The organism is Streptomyces sp. WMMC1477, from assembly GCF_027460245.1.
Taxonomy (GTDB): domain Bacteria; phylum Actinomycetota; class Actinomycetes; order Streptomycetales; family Streptomycetaceae; genus Streptomyces.
In genome coordinates this window covers 1,785,718-1,802,165 of record NZ_JAPZBD010000003.1, presented here as the reverse complement: position 1 = coordinate 1,802,165, position 16,448 = coordinate 1,785,718, and the positions used below count along the sequence as shown (strand labels likewise).

The 16,448-nt window shown below is 73.2% G+C and carries 13 protein-coding genes and 1 tRNA gene; 5 read left to right on the top strand and 9 right to left on the bottom strand.

Translation table 11 applies throughout. The annotated features are described in order from the left end of the window. Window positions 1–43: 43 nt before the first annotated feature. Window positions 44–2,788 carry a phosphoenolpyruvate carboxylase gene (gene ppc, locus O7609_RS08215; RefSeq protein ID WP_269734299.1) on the bottom strand — a complete coding sequence of 915 codons (2,745 nt, stop codon included), beginning with the start codon at window positions 2,786–2,788 and terminating at the stop codon, window positions 44–46. Window positions 2,789–3,177: 389 nt separating this feature from the next. On the opposite strand from ppc, the gene O7609_RS08210 reads away from it, so the two are divergent. Continuing rightward, complete coding sequence (locus tag O7609_RS08210; protein ID WP_269734298.1) at window positions 3,178–4,215, top strand: acyl-CoA desaturase; 1,038 nt, start codon at window positions 3,178–3,180, stop codon at window positions 4,213–4,215. After that, window positions 4,212–4,895, top strand: a complete 684-nt coding sequence (locus O7609_RS08205; protein ID WP_269734297.1) for a TetR/AcrR family transcriptional regulator — start codon at window positions 4,212–4,214, stop codon at window positions 4,893–4,895. The genes O7609_RS08210 and O7609_RS08205 overlap by 4 nt, the downstream gene beginning before the upstream one ends. A 24-nt stretch (window positions 4,896–4,919) precedes the next feature. Here O7609_RS08205 and pth read toward each other — a convergent pair whose 3' ends face one another. The 7 genes from pth to O7609_RS08170 all read right to left on the bottom strand — a co-directional run bounded on the left by pth (window position 4,920) and on the right by O7609_RS08170 (window position 13,339). Beyond that, the gene (gene pth, locus O7609_RS08200; protein ID WP_219088501.1) at window positions 4,920–5,513 is read right to left on the bottom strand and encodes an aminoacyl-tRNA hydrolase; all 594 of its coding nucleotides are present in this window, start codon (window positions 5,511–5,513) and stop codon (window positions 4,920–4,922) included. Window positions 5,514–5,637: 124 nt separating this feature from the next. Further along, window positions 5,638–6,216: a 50S ribosomal protein L25/general stress protein Ctc gene (locus O7609_RS08195; protein ID WP_269734296.1), complete on the bottom strand. Its 579-nt coding sequence runs from the start codon at window positions 6,214–6,216 to the stop codon at window positions 5,638–5,640. A 197-nt stretch (window positions 6,217–6,413) separates the two neighbouring features. Next, window positions 6,414–7,388 carry a ribose-phosphate diphosphokinase gene (locus tag O7609_RS08190; protein ID WP_269734295.1) on the bottom strand — a complete coding sequence of 325 codons (975 nt, stop codon included), beginning with the start codon at window positions 7,386–7,388 and terminating at the stop codon, window positions 6,414–6,416. Window positions 7,389–7,487: 99 nt separating this feature from the next. After that, window positions 7,488–8,960 carry a bifunctional UDP-N-acetylglucosamine diphosphorylase/glucosamine-1-phosphate N-acetyltransferase GlmU gene (gene glmU / locus O7609_RS08185; protein ID WP_269734294.1) on the bottom strand — a complete coding sequence of 491 codons (1,473 nt, stop codon included), beginning with the start codon at window positions 8,958–8,960 and terminating at the stop codon, window positions 7,488–7,490. Between the two features lie 117 nt (window positions 8,961–9,077). Beyond that, a complete protein-coding gene (locus O7609_RS08180; protein WP_269734293.1) occupies window positions 9,078–9,965 on the bottom strand; it encodes a cellulose-binding protein in 888 nt (295 codons plus the stop codon). A gap of 102 nt (window positions 9,966–10,067) precedes the next feature. Then, complete coding sequence (locus tag O7609_RS08175; RefSeq protein ID WP_269743334.1) at window positions 10,068–12,359, bottom strand: SUKH-4 family immunity protein; 2,292 nt, start codon at window positions 12,357–12,359, stop codon at window positions 10,068–10,070. A gap of 5 nt (window positions 12,360–12,364) precedes the next feature. Further along, a complete protein-coding gene (locus tag O7609_RS08170; RefSeq protein WP_269743333.1) occupies window positions 12,365–13,339 on the bottom strand; it encodes an SMI1/KNR4 family protein in 975 nt (324 codons plus the stop codon). Between the two features lie 198 nt (window positions 13,340–13,537). Between O7609_RS08170 and O7609_RS08165 the strand changes: the two genes are divergently transcribed. Together O7609_RS08165 and O7609_RS08160 are read left to right on the top strand one after the other, a co-directional pair. After that, window positions 13,538–14,041, top strand: a complete 504-nt coding sequence (locus tag O7609_RS08165) for a YwqJ-related putative deaminase (protein ID WP_269734290.1) — start codon at window positions 13,538–13,540, stop codon at window positions 14,039–14,041. Next, the gene (locus tag O7609_RS08160) at window positions 14,038–14,532 is read left to right on the top strand and encodes an SUKH-3 domain-containing protein (RefSeq protein WP_269734289.1); all 495 of its coding nucleotides are present in this window, start codon (window positions 14,038–14,040) and stop codon (window positions 14,530–14,532) included. Before O7609_RS08165 ends, O7609_RS08160 begins: the two co-directional genes overlap by 4 nt. A gap of 33 nt (window positions 14,533–14,565) precedes the next feature. On the opposite strand, the gene O7609_RS08155 is transcribed toward O7609_RS08160, so the two are convergent. Beyond that, window positions 14,566–15,906 carry a sensor histidine kinase gene (locus tag O7609_RS08155; RefSeq protein ID WP_269743332.1) on the bottom strand — a complete coding sequence of 447 codons (1,341 nt, stop codon included), beginning with the start codon at window positions 15,904–15,906 and terminating at the stop codon, window positions 14,566–14,568. 444 nt (window positions 15,907–16,350) lie between these two features. Here O7609_RS08155 and O7609_RS08145 point away from each other — a divergent pair. Then, window positions 16,351–16,422 (top strand) — tRNA-Gln (locus O7609_RS08145). The last annotated feature ends 26 nt before the right edge of the window (window positions 16,423–16,448 follow it).

Here is a 16,448-nt window from a genome sequence, read left to right as displayed (position 1 = left end):
CCCGGGTGCCCCGCGGCGGGCGGTCAGCCGTTGCGGGAAGGGGTCAGCCCGTGTTGCGCAGGCCCGCGGCCACCCCGTTGACCGTCAGCAGGAGCGCCCGGGAGACCGTCTGGTCCGGCGCCTCGCCGCGCTCGGCGGCCCGCCGCTGCCGGTCCAACAGGGCCACCTGGAGGTAGGAGATCGGGTCCAGGTAGGCGTCGCGGATCTTCAGCGTCTGCCGCAGCACGGGGTTCGACTCCAGCAGCTCGCTCTCCCCGGTGATGTGCAGCACCTCCCGCACGGTCAGCGCGTGCTCCGCCTCGATGACGTCGAAGACGTGCCGCAGCTCGGCCGGCACCAGCGTCTCCACGTAGTGCCGGGCGATCCGCAGGTCCGTCTTGGCCAGCGTCATCTCGACGTTCGACAGGAAGTTGCGGAAGAAGTGCCAGCGCTCCTGCGCCTCGGCCAGGACGTCGCCGAGCCCGGCCTCCCGGGCCGCCTTCAGCCCGGTGCCCACACCGAACCAGCCCGGCACGATCTGCCGCGACTGCGTCCAGCCGAACACCCACGGGATCGCCCGCAGCCCGTCGAGCCCGGCCCCCGAGTCGGGGCGCCGGGCCGGACGCGAGCCCAGGTGCAGCTCGGCGAGCTGGTCGACCGGCGTGGCGGCGAAGAAGTACGCGGGCAGGTCCGGGTCCTCCACCAGGGCGCGGTAGGCGCCGTGCGCCGCCTCCGAGACCGTGTCCATCGCCGCGTCCCAGCGGGCCAGCGCCTCGTCCGACTGGCGCGGCGCCGTGTGCAGCGCGGACGCCTGGAGGGTGGCCGCGACGGTCAGCTCCAGGTTCTCCCGCGCGAGGGAGGGCACCAGGTACTTGTCCGAGATGACCTCGCCCTGCTCGGTCACCTTGATCTCGCCCTCCAGCGTCCCGTACGGCTGGGCGAGGATGGCGTCGTGCGTCGGGCCGCCACCCCGGCCGACGGTGCCGCCGCGGCCGTGGAAGAGCCGCAGCCGCACGCCGTGCCGGTGCGCGACGTCGCGCAGCCGCCGCTGCGCGCGGTGGATCTCCCACTGCGAGGTGGTGATGCCGCCGAACTTCGAGGAGTCCGAGTAGCCGAGCATGACCTCCTGGAGGTCGCCGCGCAGCGCCACCAGCTTCCGGTAGGAGGGGTCGGAGAGCATCGCGTCCAGCAGCTCGTCCGCGATCCGCAGTTCGTCGGTCGTCTCCAGCAGCGGGACGATACCGATGCGGGCCCACCCCGCGTGCAGGTCGATCAGCCCGGCCTCGCGGGCGAGGATCGCGGCGGCGAACACGTCGTCGGCGCCCTGGCACATCGAGATGATGTACGACTCGACGACCTCGGGCCCGAAGGTGTCCAGAGCCCGGCGGACGGTGTCGAAGACGCCGAGGGTCTTCGCCCCCGCCTCGTCCAGCGGCGCCGGGGTCGGGGCCAGCGGGCGCCGCGAACGCAGCTCCTTCGCCAGCAGCCTGCGCCGGTAGTCGCGCGGCATGTCCTCGTACCGCCAGGACTCCTCACCCAGGCGGTCGAAGAGCTGGCCCAGCGCACGGTGGTGCGCGTCGGCGTGCTCGCGCACGTCCAGCGTCGCGAGTTGCAGTCCGAAGGCGCCCAGCGTGCGCAGCACCCGCTCCAGCCGCCCGTCGGCGATCAGCTCGCCGCGGTGCTGCCGCAGCGAGGACTGGACGAGCACGAGGTCGGCCAGGAGCTCGCCCGTGCCCAGGTAGTCGCGCCCCGGGACGTGGGGCTTGTCCTGCGCGAGCCGGTCCCGGGTGTTGAGCAGCTTCTGCCGGATGCAGGTGACCTTCAGCCGGTAGGGCTCCTCGGCGTTCAGCCGCTTGTAGCGCGGGCTGATCTCCGGCAGCCGCTCCAGGTCGTCGCTCAGCGAGTCCAGCATCTCCTGCGTGGCCCCGCAGTTGCGGATGGAGCTGGACAGCGCGCCGCGCAGCTCGTCCACGTGCTCCAGGGCCTGCTCGATGCCGTGCTCGTGCTGGAGCATCAGCACGTCCCACGTCACCTGCGGGGTGACGTTCGGGTTGCCGTCGCGGTCGCCGCCGATCCAGGTGCCGAAGGTCAGCGGGCGCGAGCCGGCGGGCAGCGGCGCCCCGGCGCGCTCCAGCTCGGCAGCCAGGTCCTCCAGGACGTCGCCGACGGCACCGCGGTGCAGCTCGTCCAGGTAGTACACCGCGTTGCGGGCCTCGTCCGTCGGTTCGGGGCGGGCCACGCGCAGCTCGTCCGTCTGCCAGATCAGGTCGATGTTCTCCGCCAGCCGCAGGTCGGTGCGACGGCGCTCGGCGGAGTCGGTGACCTCCAGCAGCTCGGCGACCTTGCGCAGCTTCGTCAGCACCGAGCGGCGGGCCGCCTCGGTGGGGTGCGCGGTGAACACCGGCCGCACGCCCAGGTGCCGGGCCGTCTCCCGCAGGTGGGCCGGGTCGGCGTCCTTCAGCAGGTCGGCGGTGCGCGACAGCCGGCCGCCCTCGACCGAGCGCGTCTCCCGCATCTCCCGGCCCCGGTGCACCTGCTCGGTGACGTTCGCCAGATGGAAGTAGATGGAGAAGGCCCGCACCAGCTTCGCGGCGGTCTGCGGGTCGGTCTCACCCAGCAGCGCGGCGGCGGCCTCTCCGTCGCTGCGGGTCAGCGCCCGGACGCGTTCGACCAGCTCCAGCAGCTCCGGGCCTTCCTGCCGGACGATCGTCTCGCCCAGCAGATCGCCCAGTCGGCGGATTTCGGTGCGCAGGGCGCTGGTTCCCTCCGAGGTCTCCACGGCCTCCGGACGGGGATCGGCACTGCTCATGAGGGGCGGCTCCTTGCAGCTCTTCGGCAGCTCTTGGCGGCACTGTGGTGCACCCGGCCAGCGGCTGCTGCGGTTGCGTCGCCGTCAGCGCGGGCACACCTGATGTCAGGACATTCTCGCTCTTGGCAGGTCACGGACCGCGCTGTCCGAGCGCCCAGGATAGATCGATCGCCTACCCCGAGGCCGGGCTGTCCACGCACCGGTCGCCGCCGCGGGCGGCGGCGCGTGCCGCACGCCGCGTGCCGGCCGTGCGGTATGTCACGCCGAACTCGAGCACCTCACAGTCGTCCGCCCCTGTGATGGTCGAGCGAAGTGCTGCCATACTTACGAAACCGTAGGTTACGGTCCCGTAGGTGGGCCGGGCCGCCCCCCGACGGATGAGGACACATATGACGACGACACCAGACCTGATCGACGGCGCCGTCGACACCACCGCCGAACACGTTCGGACCACCGCGAACGACCTCCCGCCCGCGTCCTCCGCCACCCTGGGCGGGGAGGAGCGCCGCTCGGTGGAGCAGATCACCCTGCTCCTCTTCATCGCGGTGCCGTTCGTGGCGCTCGTCGCCGCGGTGCCGCTCGCCTGGGGCTGGGGAGTCAGCTGGCTCGACCTCGGCCTGATGGCCTTCATGTACTACCTGGGATGCCACGGCATCACCATCGGCTTCCACCGCTACTTCACCCACGGCTCCTTCAAGGCCAAGCGGCCCCTGCGCATCGCGCTCGCCATCGCCGGCTCCCTGGCCGTCGAGGGTCCGCTCGTGCGCTGGGTCGCGGACCACCGCAAGCACCACAAGTTCTCCGACGCCGAGGGCGACCCGCACTCCCCGTGGCGCTACGGCGAGACGGTGCCGGCGCTCATGAAGGGCCTGTGGTGGGCCCACATCGCCTGGATGTTCGACACCGAGCAGACCTCGCAGCAGAAGTACGCCCCCGACCTCGTCAAGGACCCGGCCCTGCGGGCCGTCTCCCGCCAGTTCGTGCTCTGGACGACGGTCTCCCTGCTGTTCCCCGCCCTCGTCGGCGGCCTGGTCACCTGGTCCTGGGAAGGGGCGCTCAGCGCGTTCTTCTGGGGATCCCTGGTCCGCGTCGCGCTGCTGCACCACGTCACGTGGTCGATCAACTCCATCTGCCACGCCGTCGGCAAGCGCCCCTTCAAGTCCCGCGACCGCTCCGGCAACGTGTGGTGGCTGGCCGTGCTGTCCTGCGGCGAGTCCTGGCACAACCTGCACCACGCCGACCCCACCTGCGCCCGGCACGGCGTGCAGCGGGGCCAGATCGACTCCAGCGCCCGTATCATCCGCTGGTTCGAGAAGGCCGGCTGGGCCTACGACGTCCGCTGGCCGCAGGCGCACCGCCTGGACGCCAAGCGCGCCGAGGACCCCCGCTCCTCCCGCCGCGAGAAGGCCACGGCCGACGCGGCATGATGGTCGCCGTGGCGACCGATGACGGCAGTACCCAGCAGCACAAACCCGACGCTCCTTCCCGGCGTGCGCGACGCCGCATGACCGGGAAGGAACGCCGGGAGCAGCTCCTCGACATCGGGCGCAGGCTGTTCGCCGAGCGCGGCTTCGAGGCCACCTCGGTGGAGGAGATCGCGGCCAAGGCCGGGGTCTCCAAGCCGGTCGTCTACGAGCACTTCGGCGGCAAGGAAGGGCTCTACGCCGTGGTCGTCGACCGTGAGATGCGCCAGCTCCTGGACATGGTGACCAGCGCTCTCACCGGCGGCCACCCCCGCGAGCTGCTGGAGCAGGCCGCCTTCGCCCTGCTGGACTACATCGACACCTACACCGACGGCTTCCGCATCCTCGTGCGCGACTCGCCCGTCGCCTCCACCACCGGCACCTTCGCCTCGCTGATCAGCGACATCGCCACGCAGGTCGAGGACATCCTCGGCCGGGAGTTCGGCGCCCGCGGCTTCGACGAGAAGCTCGCCCCGCTCTACGCCCAGGCGCTCGTCGGCATGGTGGCCCTCACCGGCCAGTGGTGGCTGAACGCCCGCAAGCCGAAGAAGGCCGACGTCGCCGCCCACCTGGTGAACCTCGCCTGGCACGGCCTCGACGGGCTGGAGCAGCACCCCCGCCTCATCGGCCACCGCAAGGCGTGAGCGCCCGCGTGCCGAGGGTGTCGCCTAGGTGTTGTAGGTGTTCTGGGCGCGCGGCAGACCGTCGATGACCAGGCACTCGGCGGCGTCGGCGGCACGGTCGACGAAGTAGTCCAGCTCCTTGCGCTCGGCCGAGCCGAAGTCCTTGAGGACGAAATCCGCGACGGCCATCCGGCCCGGCGGACGGCCCACGCCGAAGCGCACCCGGTGGTACCCGTTCCCCAGCGACTTGGTGATGGACTTCAGGCCGTTGTGGCCGTTGTCCCCGCCGCCCAGCTTGAGGCGGAGCGCGCCGTAGTCGATGTCCAGCTCGTCGTGGACGACGACGATCCGCTCGACCGGCACCTTGTAGAAGTCGGCCAGCGCGGTCACCGGGCCGCCGGAGAGGTTCATGTACGTCATGGGCTTGGCCACGACCACGCGCCGGCTGCCCGGACCGGGTGGGCCGATACGGCCCTCGACGACCTGGGCCCGGGCCTTGTGCGCCTTGAACGCCGAGCCCATCCGCTCGGCCAGCAGGTCGGCCACCATGAAGCCCACGTTGTGCCGGTTCCCCGCGTACCCGGGGCCCGGGTTGCCGAGCCCGGCGATCAGCCAGGGGCCGGTGGTGGACTCGCTCATGCCTGCTTCTCCCTGCGCCTGGTTCCGGGGGCCGACGCGGCCCCCGGGGGATGCACACACTACGGGCCGGGCCGCAGGAGGCTGCGGCCCGGCCCTGGGGGTGTCCCGGCAACACCCCCGGGCGTCACTCGGCGCCCTCGCCCTCGCCCTCCTCGGCGGCCTCGGCCTGCGCCGCCAGCACCTGGATGACGGTGGTGTCGCCGTCGACGGCCAGGGTGACGCCGGAGGGCAGCTTCACGTCCTTGGCCAGGACGCTGTCACCGGCGGCCAGACCGGCGACGGAGACGGTGACCGACTCCGGGATGTGCGTCGCCTCGGCGTGGACCGGCAGGGCGTTGAGCGAGTGCTCGAGAATGTGCTGGCCCGGGGCCAGGTCGCCCTCGGTGACCAGCGGGATCTCGACGTCGACCTGCTCGCCCTTCTTGACCGTGAGCAGGTCGATGTGGACGAGGAAGCCGCGGATGGCCTCACGCTGCACGGCCTTGGGGATGCACAGCTCCTTCTTGCCCTCCACGTCCAGGTTGATCAGGACGTTCGAGGTCTTCAGGGCCATCATCAGGTCGTAGGCGGGGATGACGACGTGCACCGGCTCGGCACCGTGGCCGTAGATCACGCCGGGGACCTGCTCCTTGGCCCGCAGCCGGCGGGACGCGCCCTTGCCGAACTCGGTGCGGACCTGGGCGGAAAGCTTCACTTCGGACATGACGTTCGCTCCTCGTCTGGGGTGAATCGCTACACGTCACCCGGCCACGAACGGCCTGCTACGAAGAGCGCGTCGATTACGGACCACCGCGCCGTGAGAACGGTGCGGCCTCCCTCGCCGAGCAACCCGCTCAGGGTACCCGGCCGGGAGGCCGCAGCGTAAATCGGAGGGCCGGGCCCGGGGGCCCGGCCCTCCGGTCAGCCCTCCTCGAAGAGGCTGGTGACGGAGCCGTCCTCGAACACCTCGCGCACCGCGCGGGCGATGGTCGGGGCGATCGACAGGACGGTGATCTTGTCCATGTCCAGCGCCTCCGGGGTGGGCAGCGTGTCCGTGAAGACGAACTCGCTCACGCGGGAGTTCTTCAGCCGGTCCGGAGCCGGGTGGGACAGGATGCCGTGGGTCGCGGTGACCATGACGTCCTCGGCGCCGTTGGCGAACAGGGCGTCCGCCGCCGCGCAGATGGTGCCGCCGGTGTCCACCATGTCGTCGACGAGGACGCAGACGCGGCCCTCCACGTCACCGACGACCTCGTGCACGGTGACCTGGTTCGCGACGTCCGGGTCCCGGCGCTTGTGCACGATGGCCAGCGGGGCGCCCAGCCGGTCCGCCCAGCGGTCGGCGACGCGCACCCGGCCGGCGTCGGGGGAGACGACCGTCAGCTTGTCCCGGTCCACCCGGTTGGCGATGTAGTCGGTGAGCACCGGCAGCGCGAACAGGTGGTCGACGGGACCGTCGAAGTAGCCCTGCACCTGGTCGGCGTGGAGGTCGACGCTCAGCACCCGGTCGGCGCCAGCCGTCTTCAGCAGGTCGGCCATGAGGCGGGCCGAGATCGGCTCGCGGCCGCGGTGCTTCTTGTCCTGCCGGGCGTAGCCGTAGAACGGGATCACGACGGAGATGCTGCGCGCGGAGGCCCGCTTCAGCGCGTCGATCATGATCAGCTGCTCCATGATCCACTTGTTGATCGGAGCCGTGTGGCTCTGGATCAGGAAGCAGTCGGCGCCGCGCACCGACTCCTGGAAGCGGACGTAGATCTCACCGTTCGCGAAGTCGATGGCCTTCGTCGGGACCAGGTCCACCCCGAGCTCGCTGGCCACCTCCTCGGCCAGCTTGGGGTGAGCGCGGCCGGAGAAGAGCATCAGCTTCTTCTCGCTGGTCGTCTTGATCCCGGTCACTGCGGTGTCTCCTTGGGCTGCGGTGGTGGTGCGCCTATCACGGTACGCCCCGGTGGGCACACCTCGTCAGGGGCCGTCCTTTTGCAGGTGTGACGGTGGTCATGCCTTCCGGATGCCGGAATCCTCCGCACCCCGCGCCGGGCGTGCCGTCTGGGCCGCCTGTGCCGCGGCACTGCCGGGCCGCTTGCGGGCCACCCAGCCCTCGATGTTGCGCTGCTGCCCGCGCGCCACGGCCAGCGAGCCGGGCGGCACGTCCTTGGTGATCACCGAGCCGGCCGCGGTATAGGCGCCGTCCCCGACCGTCACCGGCGCGACGAACATGTTGTCCGAGCCCGTCTTGCAGTGGGAGCCGATGGTCGTGTGGTGCTTGGTCTCGCCGTCGTAGTTCACGAACACGCTGGCCGCGCCGATGTTCGTGTACTCCCCGATCGTCGCGTCGCCCACGTACGACAGGTGCGGCACCTTCGTGCCCTCGCCCACCCGCGCGTTCTTCATCTCCACGTACGTGCCCGCCTTGGACTTCAGGCCCAGCTCCGTGCCCGGCCGCAGGTACGCGTACGGGCCCACCGACGCCTGCCCCCCGATCCGGGCGCCGACCGCCACGGTGTGCGTGACCTCGGCCTCCGCGCCGACGAACGTGTCCGTCAGCCGCGTCTGCGGGCCGACCTCGCAGCCCGCGGCCAGGTGCGTCGAGCCCAGCAGCTGCGTACCGGGGTGGACGAGCGCGTCCGGCTCGAACGTCACCGTCACGTCCACCCACGTCGACGCCGGGTCCACGACCGTCACCCCGGCCAGCATCGCCCGCTCCAGCAGCCGGTCGTTCAGCAGCCGCCGGGCCTGGGCCAGCTGCACCCGGTTGTTGATACCGACGATCTCCCGGTGGTCCGCCGCGACGGCGGCCCCCACCCGGTGGCCTTCCCCGCGCAGGATGCCCAGCACGTCGGTGAGGTACTCCTCGCCCTGGCTGTTGTCGGTGCGTACCTTGCCCAGCGCCTCGGTCAGCAGCGCGGCGTCGAAGGCGAAGACCCCGGAGTTGATCTCACCGATGGCGAGCTGCTCCTCCGTGGCGTCCTTGTGCTCGACGATGGCGGTGACCGAACCGTCCGCCCCGCGCACGATCCGCCCGTACCCCGTCGCGTCCGGCACCCGGGCCGACAGCACCGTCACCGCGTTGCCCTCGCCCTCGTGCGCCGCCGCCAGCGCGGCCAGCGTGTCACCCGTCAGCAGCGGCGTGTCCCCACAGGTGACGAGCACCGTCCCGGACAGCGTCACGCCGTCCGCGGCCAGCTCCTCCAGCCCCATGCGCACCGCGTGCCCGGTGCCGTTCTGCTCGTGCTGCACGGCCGTGCGGGCACCCGCGTCCAGCCCCGTCACATGCGAACCCACCTGCTCACGAGCGTGGCCCACGACCACGACGAGATGCTCCGGATCGAGTTCCCTGGCTGCGGCGACGACGTGACCCACGAGCGACCGCCCGCAGATCTCGTGCAGAACCTTCGGCGTCGACGACTTCATGCGGGTGCCCTCACCCGCTGCGAGAACGACGACGGCTGCCGGGCGGTTGGCGCTCACGGTATGCCCTTCGGCTTCGGGTGAATGTCACCCGAAGGATACCGCTGCGTCCCCGCGGACCGGGTGCCAGCCCGGCGCGCGGGCCACGGACGGCGGACCGCGCACCGGGCCCGGAACTCAGTCGGCGACGTGGCCGCGGCCGGTGAGGGCCGCCAGCGAGGCCCGCACCCGCGCCAGGTGCTCGCGCAGCTCGTCCGCCTCCTCGCCGTGCTCCCGCAGCAGCCGCGTCGTCTCCGCCTCGACCCGCTCCTCCTCGGCGCGGGCCGTGGCCACCACCCCCTCGGCCTCGGACCGCGCCTCCTCCTCGGCCAGCCGCGCCGCGCGCTCCGCCTCCGCCTGCTCGCGCCGCGCCGCCGCCAGCGCCTCCCGGCCACGCTCCTCCAGCGCCGTCACCCGGGCCTCCACCTCGGCCTCCCGGGCCGTCAGCTCACCCTCGGCCGACTCCCGCCGCGCCCGGTGCTCCCGCTCCTGGCCCTCCAGCAGCGCCGTGCACCGCTCCGAGACCTCGCGCAGCGCCTCCTCGGCCTCCCCGTGCACCCGGCCGGCGGCCTCCCGGGCCTCCCCGCGCAGCGCGTCCGCCCGCGCCCGGGCCTCGGCCAGCACCCCGTCCGCGGCCTCCGTCCCGGCCGACCGGACCCGCGCGGCCTCCGCCGCCGCGGCCTCCCGCCCGGCCCGGCCCGCCTCCTCGGCCTCGGCCCGCAGCCGGGCCGCGTCCTCCTCGCCGGTGCCCCGCACCGCCGCCGCCTCGGCCTCCACCTCGGCCAGCAGCGACTGGGCGCGCGCCCCCAGCGACTCGAACGTCGGCGGCGGCAGAGCCTCCACCACCGCGTGCAGCCGTTCCGCCTCCTCGCCCAGCTCCCTGGCGAGGACCTCCAGCCTCGCCAGCGACCCGCGCGCCTCCTCGATCTCCTGCCGGAGGCCGTCGACCTGCCGGTCCACCTGCGCAGGCCGGTAGCCACGGCCCCGTACGACGTCGAAGCCGTGCGGTGACTTCGTCGAAGACATCCCTGTAGGCCTCTTCCACTCGAGCGCGTCCGTCGTCCCAGGATGCGGCATAGCAGCGCATCCCGGGACGAACACCGTCAGGCGTGTGCGAAGGAACCCGGGCTACAGCAACCCGTCCCAGAGCTGCTCCACCAGCACCGACCACCAGTTCTCCGGGTGGCTCAGCGCCGCCGGGTCGAGCGCGGCGAGCTGCTGCTGGAAATCCACCGTCCAGCGGCCCGCCTGATCCGGCGTCAGGCCGTAGCGCAGCCGCCACATCCGCCCCGCCATCGCCAGGCAGCGCGCGAACTCCGGCAGCCCCGTGTTGACGAACTGCGCCGGCGCGGGCGCCCCGTTCGGCGCCGCCTCCAGCGGCACGGCGACGATGTGCGCCGTCCCGTACTGCACGCACAGCTGGCGGCCGAAGTCGCTGCCCATCACCAGATACGTCCCGGCGTCCGGCCCCGGCTGCACGCCGCGCTCCTGCGCCAGCTCCGCCAGCGTCGGCACCGGCCGACCCGGCTGGGCCTGCGCCCAGAAGAACGGGCCGAACTCCGTCGGCAGCCCCGCCCACATCAGCGTCTGCGCGACGATGTCGGGCACGCCCTGCCGGGAGACGGCCCGCTGGTCGAACCGGAACACGCCCTGCGGGCCGAACGCCTGCTGCAGCTCCTGCCCGATCCCGTCCGGCGGGATCGGCGCGGCCTGCGGCACCGGCTGCAACGGCGCCCGCACCGGAGCCGGGCGCGCCGGACCGTCCGCCACCTGGTGCAGCTCGCCCTGATGCGTCAGCAGATGCCGCATGCCCTGCTGCCGCGACCCGTGGTCGGTGCCGTAGGGAGCCGTGTGGCTCACCCGCACCTGCGGCCACGTCTCGCGGACCATGCGCGCGCAGTAACCGCCCGGCAGATCACAGGACTCCAGCTCCGTGTGGAGCTCCAGCACCTCCTGCGGCGGCACGTTCATCGACCGCAGCTCGTAGAGGATCTGCCACTCCGGGTGTGGCATCCCCGGCGCGGAACGCCGGATGAGCTGCTGCTCCGAGCCGTCCGGAGCGCGATAGCGCAGCACCGCCATGTACCCGGGACCGACCATCGGCACCCCCGGCTGCTGCGGATAGCCGTACGCCTGCCCACCGGGGTGTCCCTGCGGAGCGCCGGGCTGTCCCTGCGGCACGCCCGGCGGCGGCTGCGGGCTCCCCGGCGGCGGCTGCGGCGGAGGGGGCGCGCCGGCACCGGACGGCCCCGGGCCCGCCAGCATCGTCGCGGCCTGGTGCACGTCACCACCGCTGTGGCCCGGCGGAGCGGGCGGCGCCGGCGGCTGCCCGCCCTGGCCCGGCCCGCCCTGCGGGCCCGCCAGCATCGTCGCGGCGTGGTGCACACCGCCGCCCGACGAGCCCTCACCGGACGGCGGCGGTGGCGTGCCCGGACCCGGCTCGCCCGTACCGCCCTGCGCCGCCACGTCGTCCGCCGACACCATCTGCGTCGGCACATAGCCGCCGGCCACCCCGCCGGAGCTCCCCGAGCCCGCCGCACCCTGCGGCTTGCGCCCGGCGCCCGGGACCCCCGGCGCGCCCGGGGGCGGTGGCACCGTCGGACCCCGGCCACGCGAGGGCCGCGGCGTCGGCTTCACCTTGCTCGTCGCCGCGTAGGCGATGCTCTCGCCCTCCTCCGGCGGAGCCGCCGGCCGCTCCAGCGCCGGGGACAGCTTCGTCGGCGGCAGCGCGCTGCCCTCGGGCATCAGCTCCGTGCGCGGCTCGGCCACCGGCGCCGGCGGCTCCGGCGCGGCGCCCGCACCGGGCTCGTCGTCACCGCTGCCGAGCGGCGGGCTGAACACCGTGTCCGGCAGGGCGATCGACTCGCCCTCACCCGAGTCCGAGGTGTCCGCCCAACCGCTCACCACCGGACGCGCGGGCTCCGCGGGCGGCTGCGCCACCTGCGGCTCCGGTGCGCGCTGCGGCTCCGGTGCGGGCGGGGCCACACCGCCCTGCGAGGGAGCCGCGGTCGCCGGTTCCGTCGGCCGCTCACCGCCCCGGCGGTCCGGAATGCCCATCCGGTCCGCCGCCTCCTGTAGCCAGTCCGGCGGCGACAGCAGGAACGACGTCGCCTCCAGGTCCGTCCGCCGCGGGGGTGCCGGCTCCGGCGCGGCCTCCGCCCGCGTCCCGTACTCCTCCAGATACCGGCGGATCACCTCACCCACCGACAGACCCGGCCACAGCGTCGACTCACCGCTGTCCCGCGCGATCACCAGCCGCGCCAGCCCGCCGTCGCCCCGCGGCCCGTCCGCCCGGTCCTCCGCCCAGGCCACGAAGCCCAGCTCGAACTCCCGCACCTTCACCTCGCGGTGCTGGTACGCCGGGACGCCGCCGTTGATCCAGCGCTCCGCCCGCTCCTGCGCCTGTGCGAACGTCACCATCCCGCTCACCCCTCCACCGCGACGGCACGCGCGAAGCCACCGTCGACCATCAGGTTCGCCACCGTCTCCAGCTCCGGCGGATTCCCCGCCAGGCGCAACAGAAACGCGTCGAAGTCCGCCCCGCACGGCAGCAGCAGCGCGTCCACGCGCTCCTGCACCCCGAGACCGTCCCGGTCCCGTGCGTCGTCGTACGCGCAGAACCACACCGATCCCACGCTCTCACCGCGCACCTTCACCGCCAGCAGACCACCGTGCACGAACCCCACGCCCAGGAAGTCCTTCGTGAGGTGGTCCCGCAGGCACTTGTTCACGTAGACCAGGTCGTTGACCGCCGGCTCGTCCCGCACGGTGAGGAACGGCTGGTCCACCAGCAGCCCCAACTCGGCGTCCAGCGCGACCCCGACCGGCGCGCAGCCGCCCGCCGCCTTCAGGAACGACCGGTAGGCACCGGGCAGCCGGTACCCCAGCGACTCCTCGACCTGGGCGACATTCTCCTCCGGCACCGCCACCCGGTGCGGCACCTCGAAGTGCGCCGGACGCGTCTCCTGCAGCGGCCGCGTGCCCCGCTTGCCGTGGTCCACCGCGGCCGTCGACAGACCGCCGTGATGCCGCAGCAGAGCCTTCACCTCCACCGGCACCAACTCCATCCGGCGGCTGTGCGGAACGTGATGCCACGTCCAGCCGTGCGGCGTCGCCACCGGCGGCAGATCCGCCCACAGCTCGTGCCCCTCCGCGTGCTGGGCCACGTTCGCCGAAACGTAGTCCGTCAGCCGCAGCTCGTCGACGCCGAAACCCTCCGGCGGCTCGGCGATCTCCGCCGCCGCCCGCGCGTACGGCGTGAACGACGGGAACCCCGAGGCGTCCACCCGCACCCCCTGCGGGAAGCGCGCACCGCGCACCGGGTCCGGAAAGTGCACGACCTGACCCGCGTACGCCGCATTCGGCGGCGCGGCCTCCTGCCCGAGCCGACCTGTCGTCATTGGCGGTGCTCCCTGTGAGTGGCGACTGCTCGCCCACAGCGTATGCGCTCCCCCCGAGGCCCCACCCGACGCCCGCCTCCCGGCGCCTGTCACAGATCCGGGACACACCAGGCACGGAACCCGCCTTACGCTGCCACGCGAACATTTGGCAAAGTCGACCCCACCTGACGGGGGACGAAACGGGGAGGGAGCACCACCATGCAGACGACGCACCACACCACCACCGACCCCCGGCTCGGCTGGGGAGACGGCCCCGAGACCGGCGCCGCGCCCATACCGCTCCACCGCCGCGACGGCATCATGCCGACGACGGCCGCCGCCCTCTCCGTCCGCGGCACCACCCTCACCTGCGCCGCCGGGAAGTCCGGCCCGCCCCCCGTGCACCACCCCCTCGTGCAGGACTTCCTCGACACCCTCACCACCGAACGTCGCGAACGTCACACCGGACGCTGCCCCGAAGCCGTCCTCATCTCCCGCTACCTCACCAGCGCCGAGGCCGCCCGCTCCAAACGCGCGGCCCGAAAACCCTTCACCGGCGGTGACGCCCGCCGGGCCCTCAAGCACGCCAAGATCACCACCCGCCGCATCCGCGAACAGGGCGACCCCGAACACGGCACCTACGCCCCGCCCTGCCGCTCCTGCGACGCCCTCCTCGCCCACTTCGGCGTCCGTGCCGTCGACCCCACCCGCACCAGCCGATGACCACCCGATTCCCCGTCGCCGTCGACGCCGCCCTGCGCGACGCCGGCTGGCGCCCCGGCCGCTGGGACATGTGCCAGGCCGAGATCTGGGCCGACGCCCTGCGCGCCCACGCCTCGCCCGCCGGACACCGGCACGCCCTCTTCCCCGCCGCCGTCGAAGCCTGGGCCGAGTTCGGCGGACTCCGCATCGCCGGCACCGCGCCCGGCCGCCACCTCGCCCCCACCCCGGCCGTCATCGACCCCTCCGCCGGGCTCCACTGGGCCCGCACCCTCGCCGACCTCGGCCGCGCCCTCGACACCCAACTCGCCCCGCTGGGCACCGAGGAGGGCCACCACGGCGAACCCGCCGCGCTCCTCGCCCTCGACCGCGAGGGCCGCGTCTACAGCCTCGACCACAGCGGCGACTGGTACCTCGGGTACGACGTCGACTCCGCGCTGGCCACGCTCGTCACCGGAACCCGGCCGCAGCGCCTGGAGTACCCCCAGCACTGACGGCCGCCCGGCGGGAGCCGGGCCCCGGGCCCGTCAGCGCGGGCCCTCCGGAATGACCGCCGACACCCGGAAGCCCCCCGAATCCGTCGGCCCCGACACGAACACACCGCCCAGCGCCGTCACCCGCTCCCGCATCCCCACCAGGCCGTTGCCCCCGCTCGGCAGCCCCGCGTCCACCACACCCGCCGCCGGAGCCGCGTTCTCCACCTGCACCGCCACCTCCGCGTCCCGGTGCGCCAGCCGCACCCGGGTCGCCGCACCCGCCGCGTGCTTGTGCACGTTCGTCAGCGCCTCCTGGACGACCCGGAACGCCGTCTGCTCCACCTGCGGCCCGTACGAGCGCACCTCGCCCTCGACCGACAGCTCCACCGCCATCCCGGCCGCCCGCGACTGCCCCACCAACTGCTCCAGCCCGCCCAGGCGCGGCCCCTCCCCGTCGGCCCGCAACAGGGCGTCCCGCTCGGCCGCAGCCGCCGCGAACCGCGCCACCCGCTCCAGCGGATGCTCCCCGCCACCCGCGGGCTCGGCACCCCGCACACCGCCGGGCTCGTCGTCCTCGTGGGCCCGCAGCACCCCCAGCATCGCCCGCAGCTCCGACAGGGCCTGCCGCCCCATGTCCCCCACGAGCGCCGCGTTCCTCGCCGCCTTCGCCGGGTCCTTCAGCGCCACCGCCTGCAACGCCGCCGCGTGCACCACCATCAGGCTCACCCGGTGGGCCACCACGTCGTGCATCTCCCGGGCGATCCGCGTCCGCTCCTCGCCGCGCGCCCACTCCGCGCGCTCCTCCGCCCGGTCGGCCAGCAGCGACAGCTCCCGTTCCAGGCCGTCCGCCCGCTCCCGCAGCGCGTCCACCAGCCGCCGCCGCGCGCCGACGTACAGCCCCAGCAGCACCGGCGGCAGTACCGTCACCGCGGACAGCAGCGCCGCCAGCAGCAGCAGGAACCACCGCGGCCCGGGGACGTCGGCCTCCGCCCCGCCCGGCAGGAACTGCAGATACGTGACGACGAACGAGCCGACGACCATCATCCCGGCCAGCAGGGCGATGATCCGGCGCGGCACATCCGTCGCCGAGAGGGTGTACAGCGCCACCGTGGCCAGCAGGAAGCCCATCTGCGCGGGCATGACCGCGATGGCCACCAGCACGACGGCGATCGGATAGCGTCTGCGGAACACCAGCGAGCCGCCCGCGAACAGCCCCAGCAGCATCGCCGCGACGACCGGCAGGCCGGTCTGCGAGGCGAACGGAACCCCCTCGGCCGCGCACTCCACAGCGGACACGACGCCCAGCGAGACGTCCAGCACGGCGGCGCGTCTGCGTCTCCACCACAACGGTCCCGCCCGCCCCCGTGGCACCTCAGCCCCCGACTCGGTCATACCGACCACCCTAAGACCCCGCGCCAGCCGTTTCCCGGCGGCGCCCGAGGCGGATCACCTGCGCGTTCGCGCACGGCGCGCCCCCGGGAACCGGAGCCGTTCATTCCTCGCTCGCACCGGTGAATCGACCGCGTTCTCGACCTACGGGCGTGTGCCCACCCTCGCTCTGTGTGCATGTCATGAGTCCGCAGACGTGGCCGCCGCCGAGCGATTCCGGGCGGGGCAGGTCGGTGTGCCGGTCTCGCATCTCCAGAAGACGAGCCTCAAGCGGCACAACCCGAAGGCCGCGCGGCTGACGGCTGATACACGTCATCGTGGCTGCCTCCGGGGGGTCGTTCTTGACGGTGCTGATCTCTGCCGTCGCATTGAGGGCTGGTGGTACGGCATAGTGGAGGGCGTCAGTTCGGCCACCAGTAACGGATGTCCGAATTGACCTTTACGTGGTCCCCTGTGGTGTAATTGGCAACACTATCGGTTTTGGTCCGATCATTCCAGGTTCGAGTCCTGGCGGGGGAGCAGTTCGTGGAGGGCCCTGGCCGATC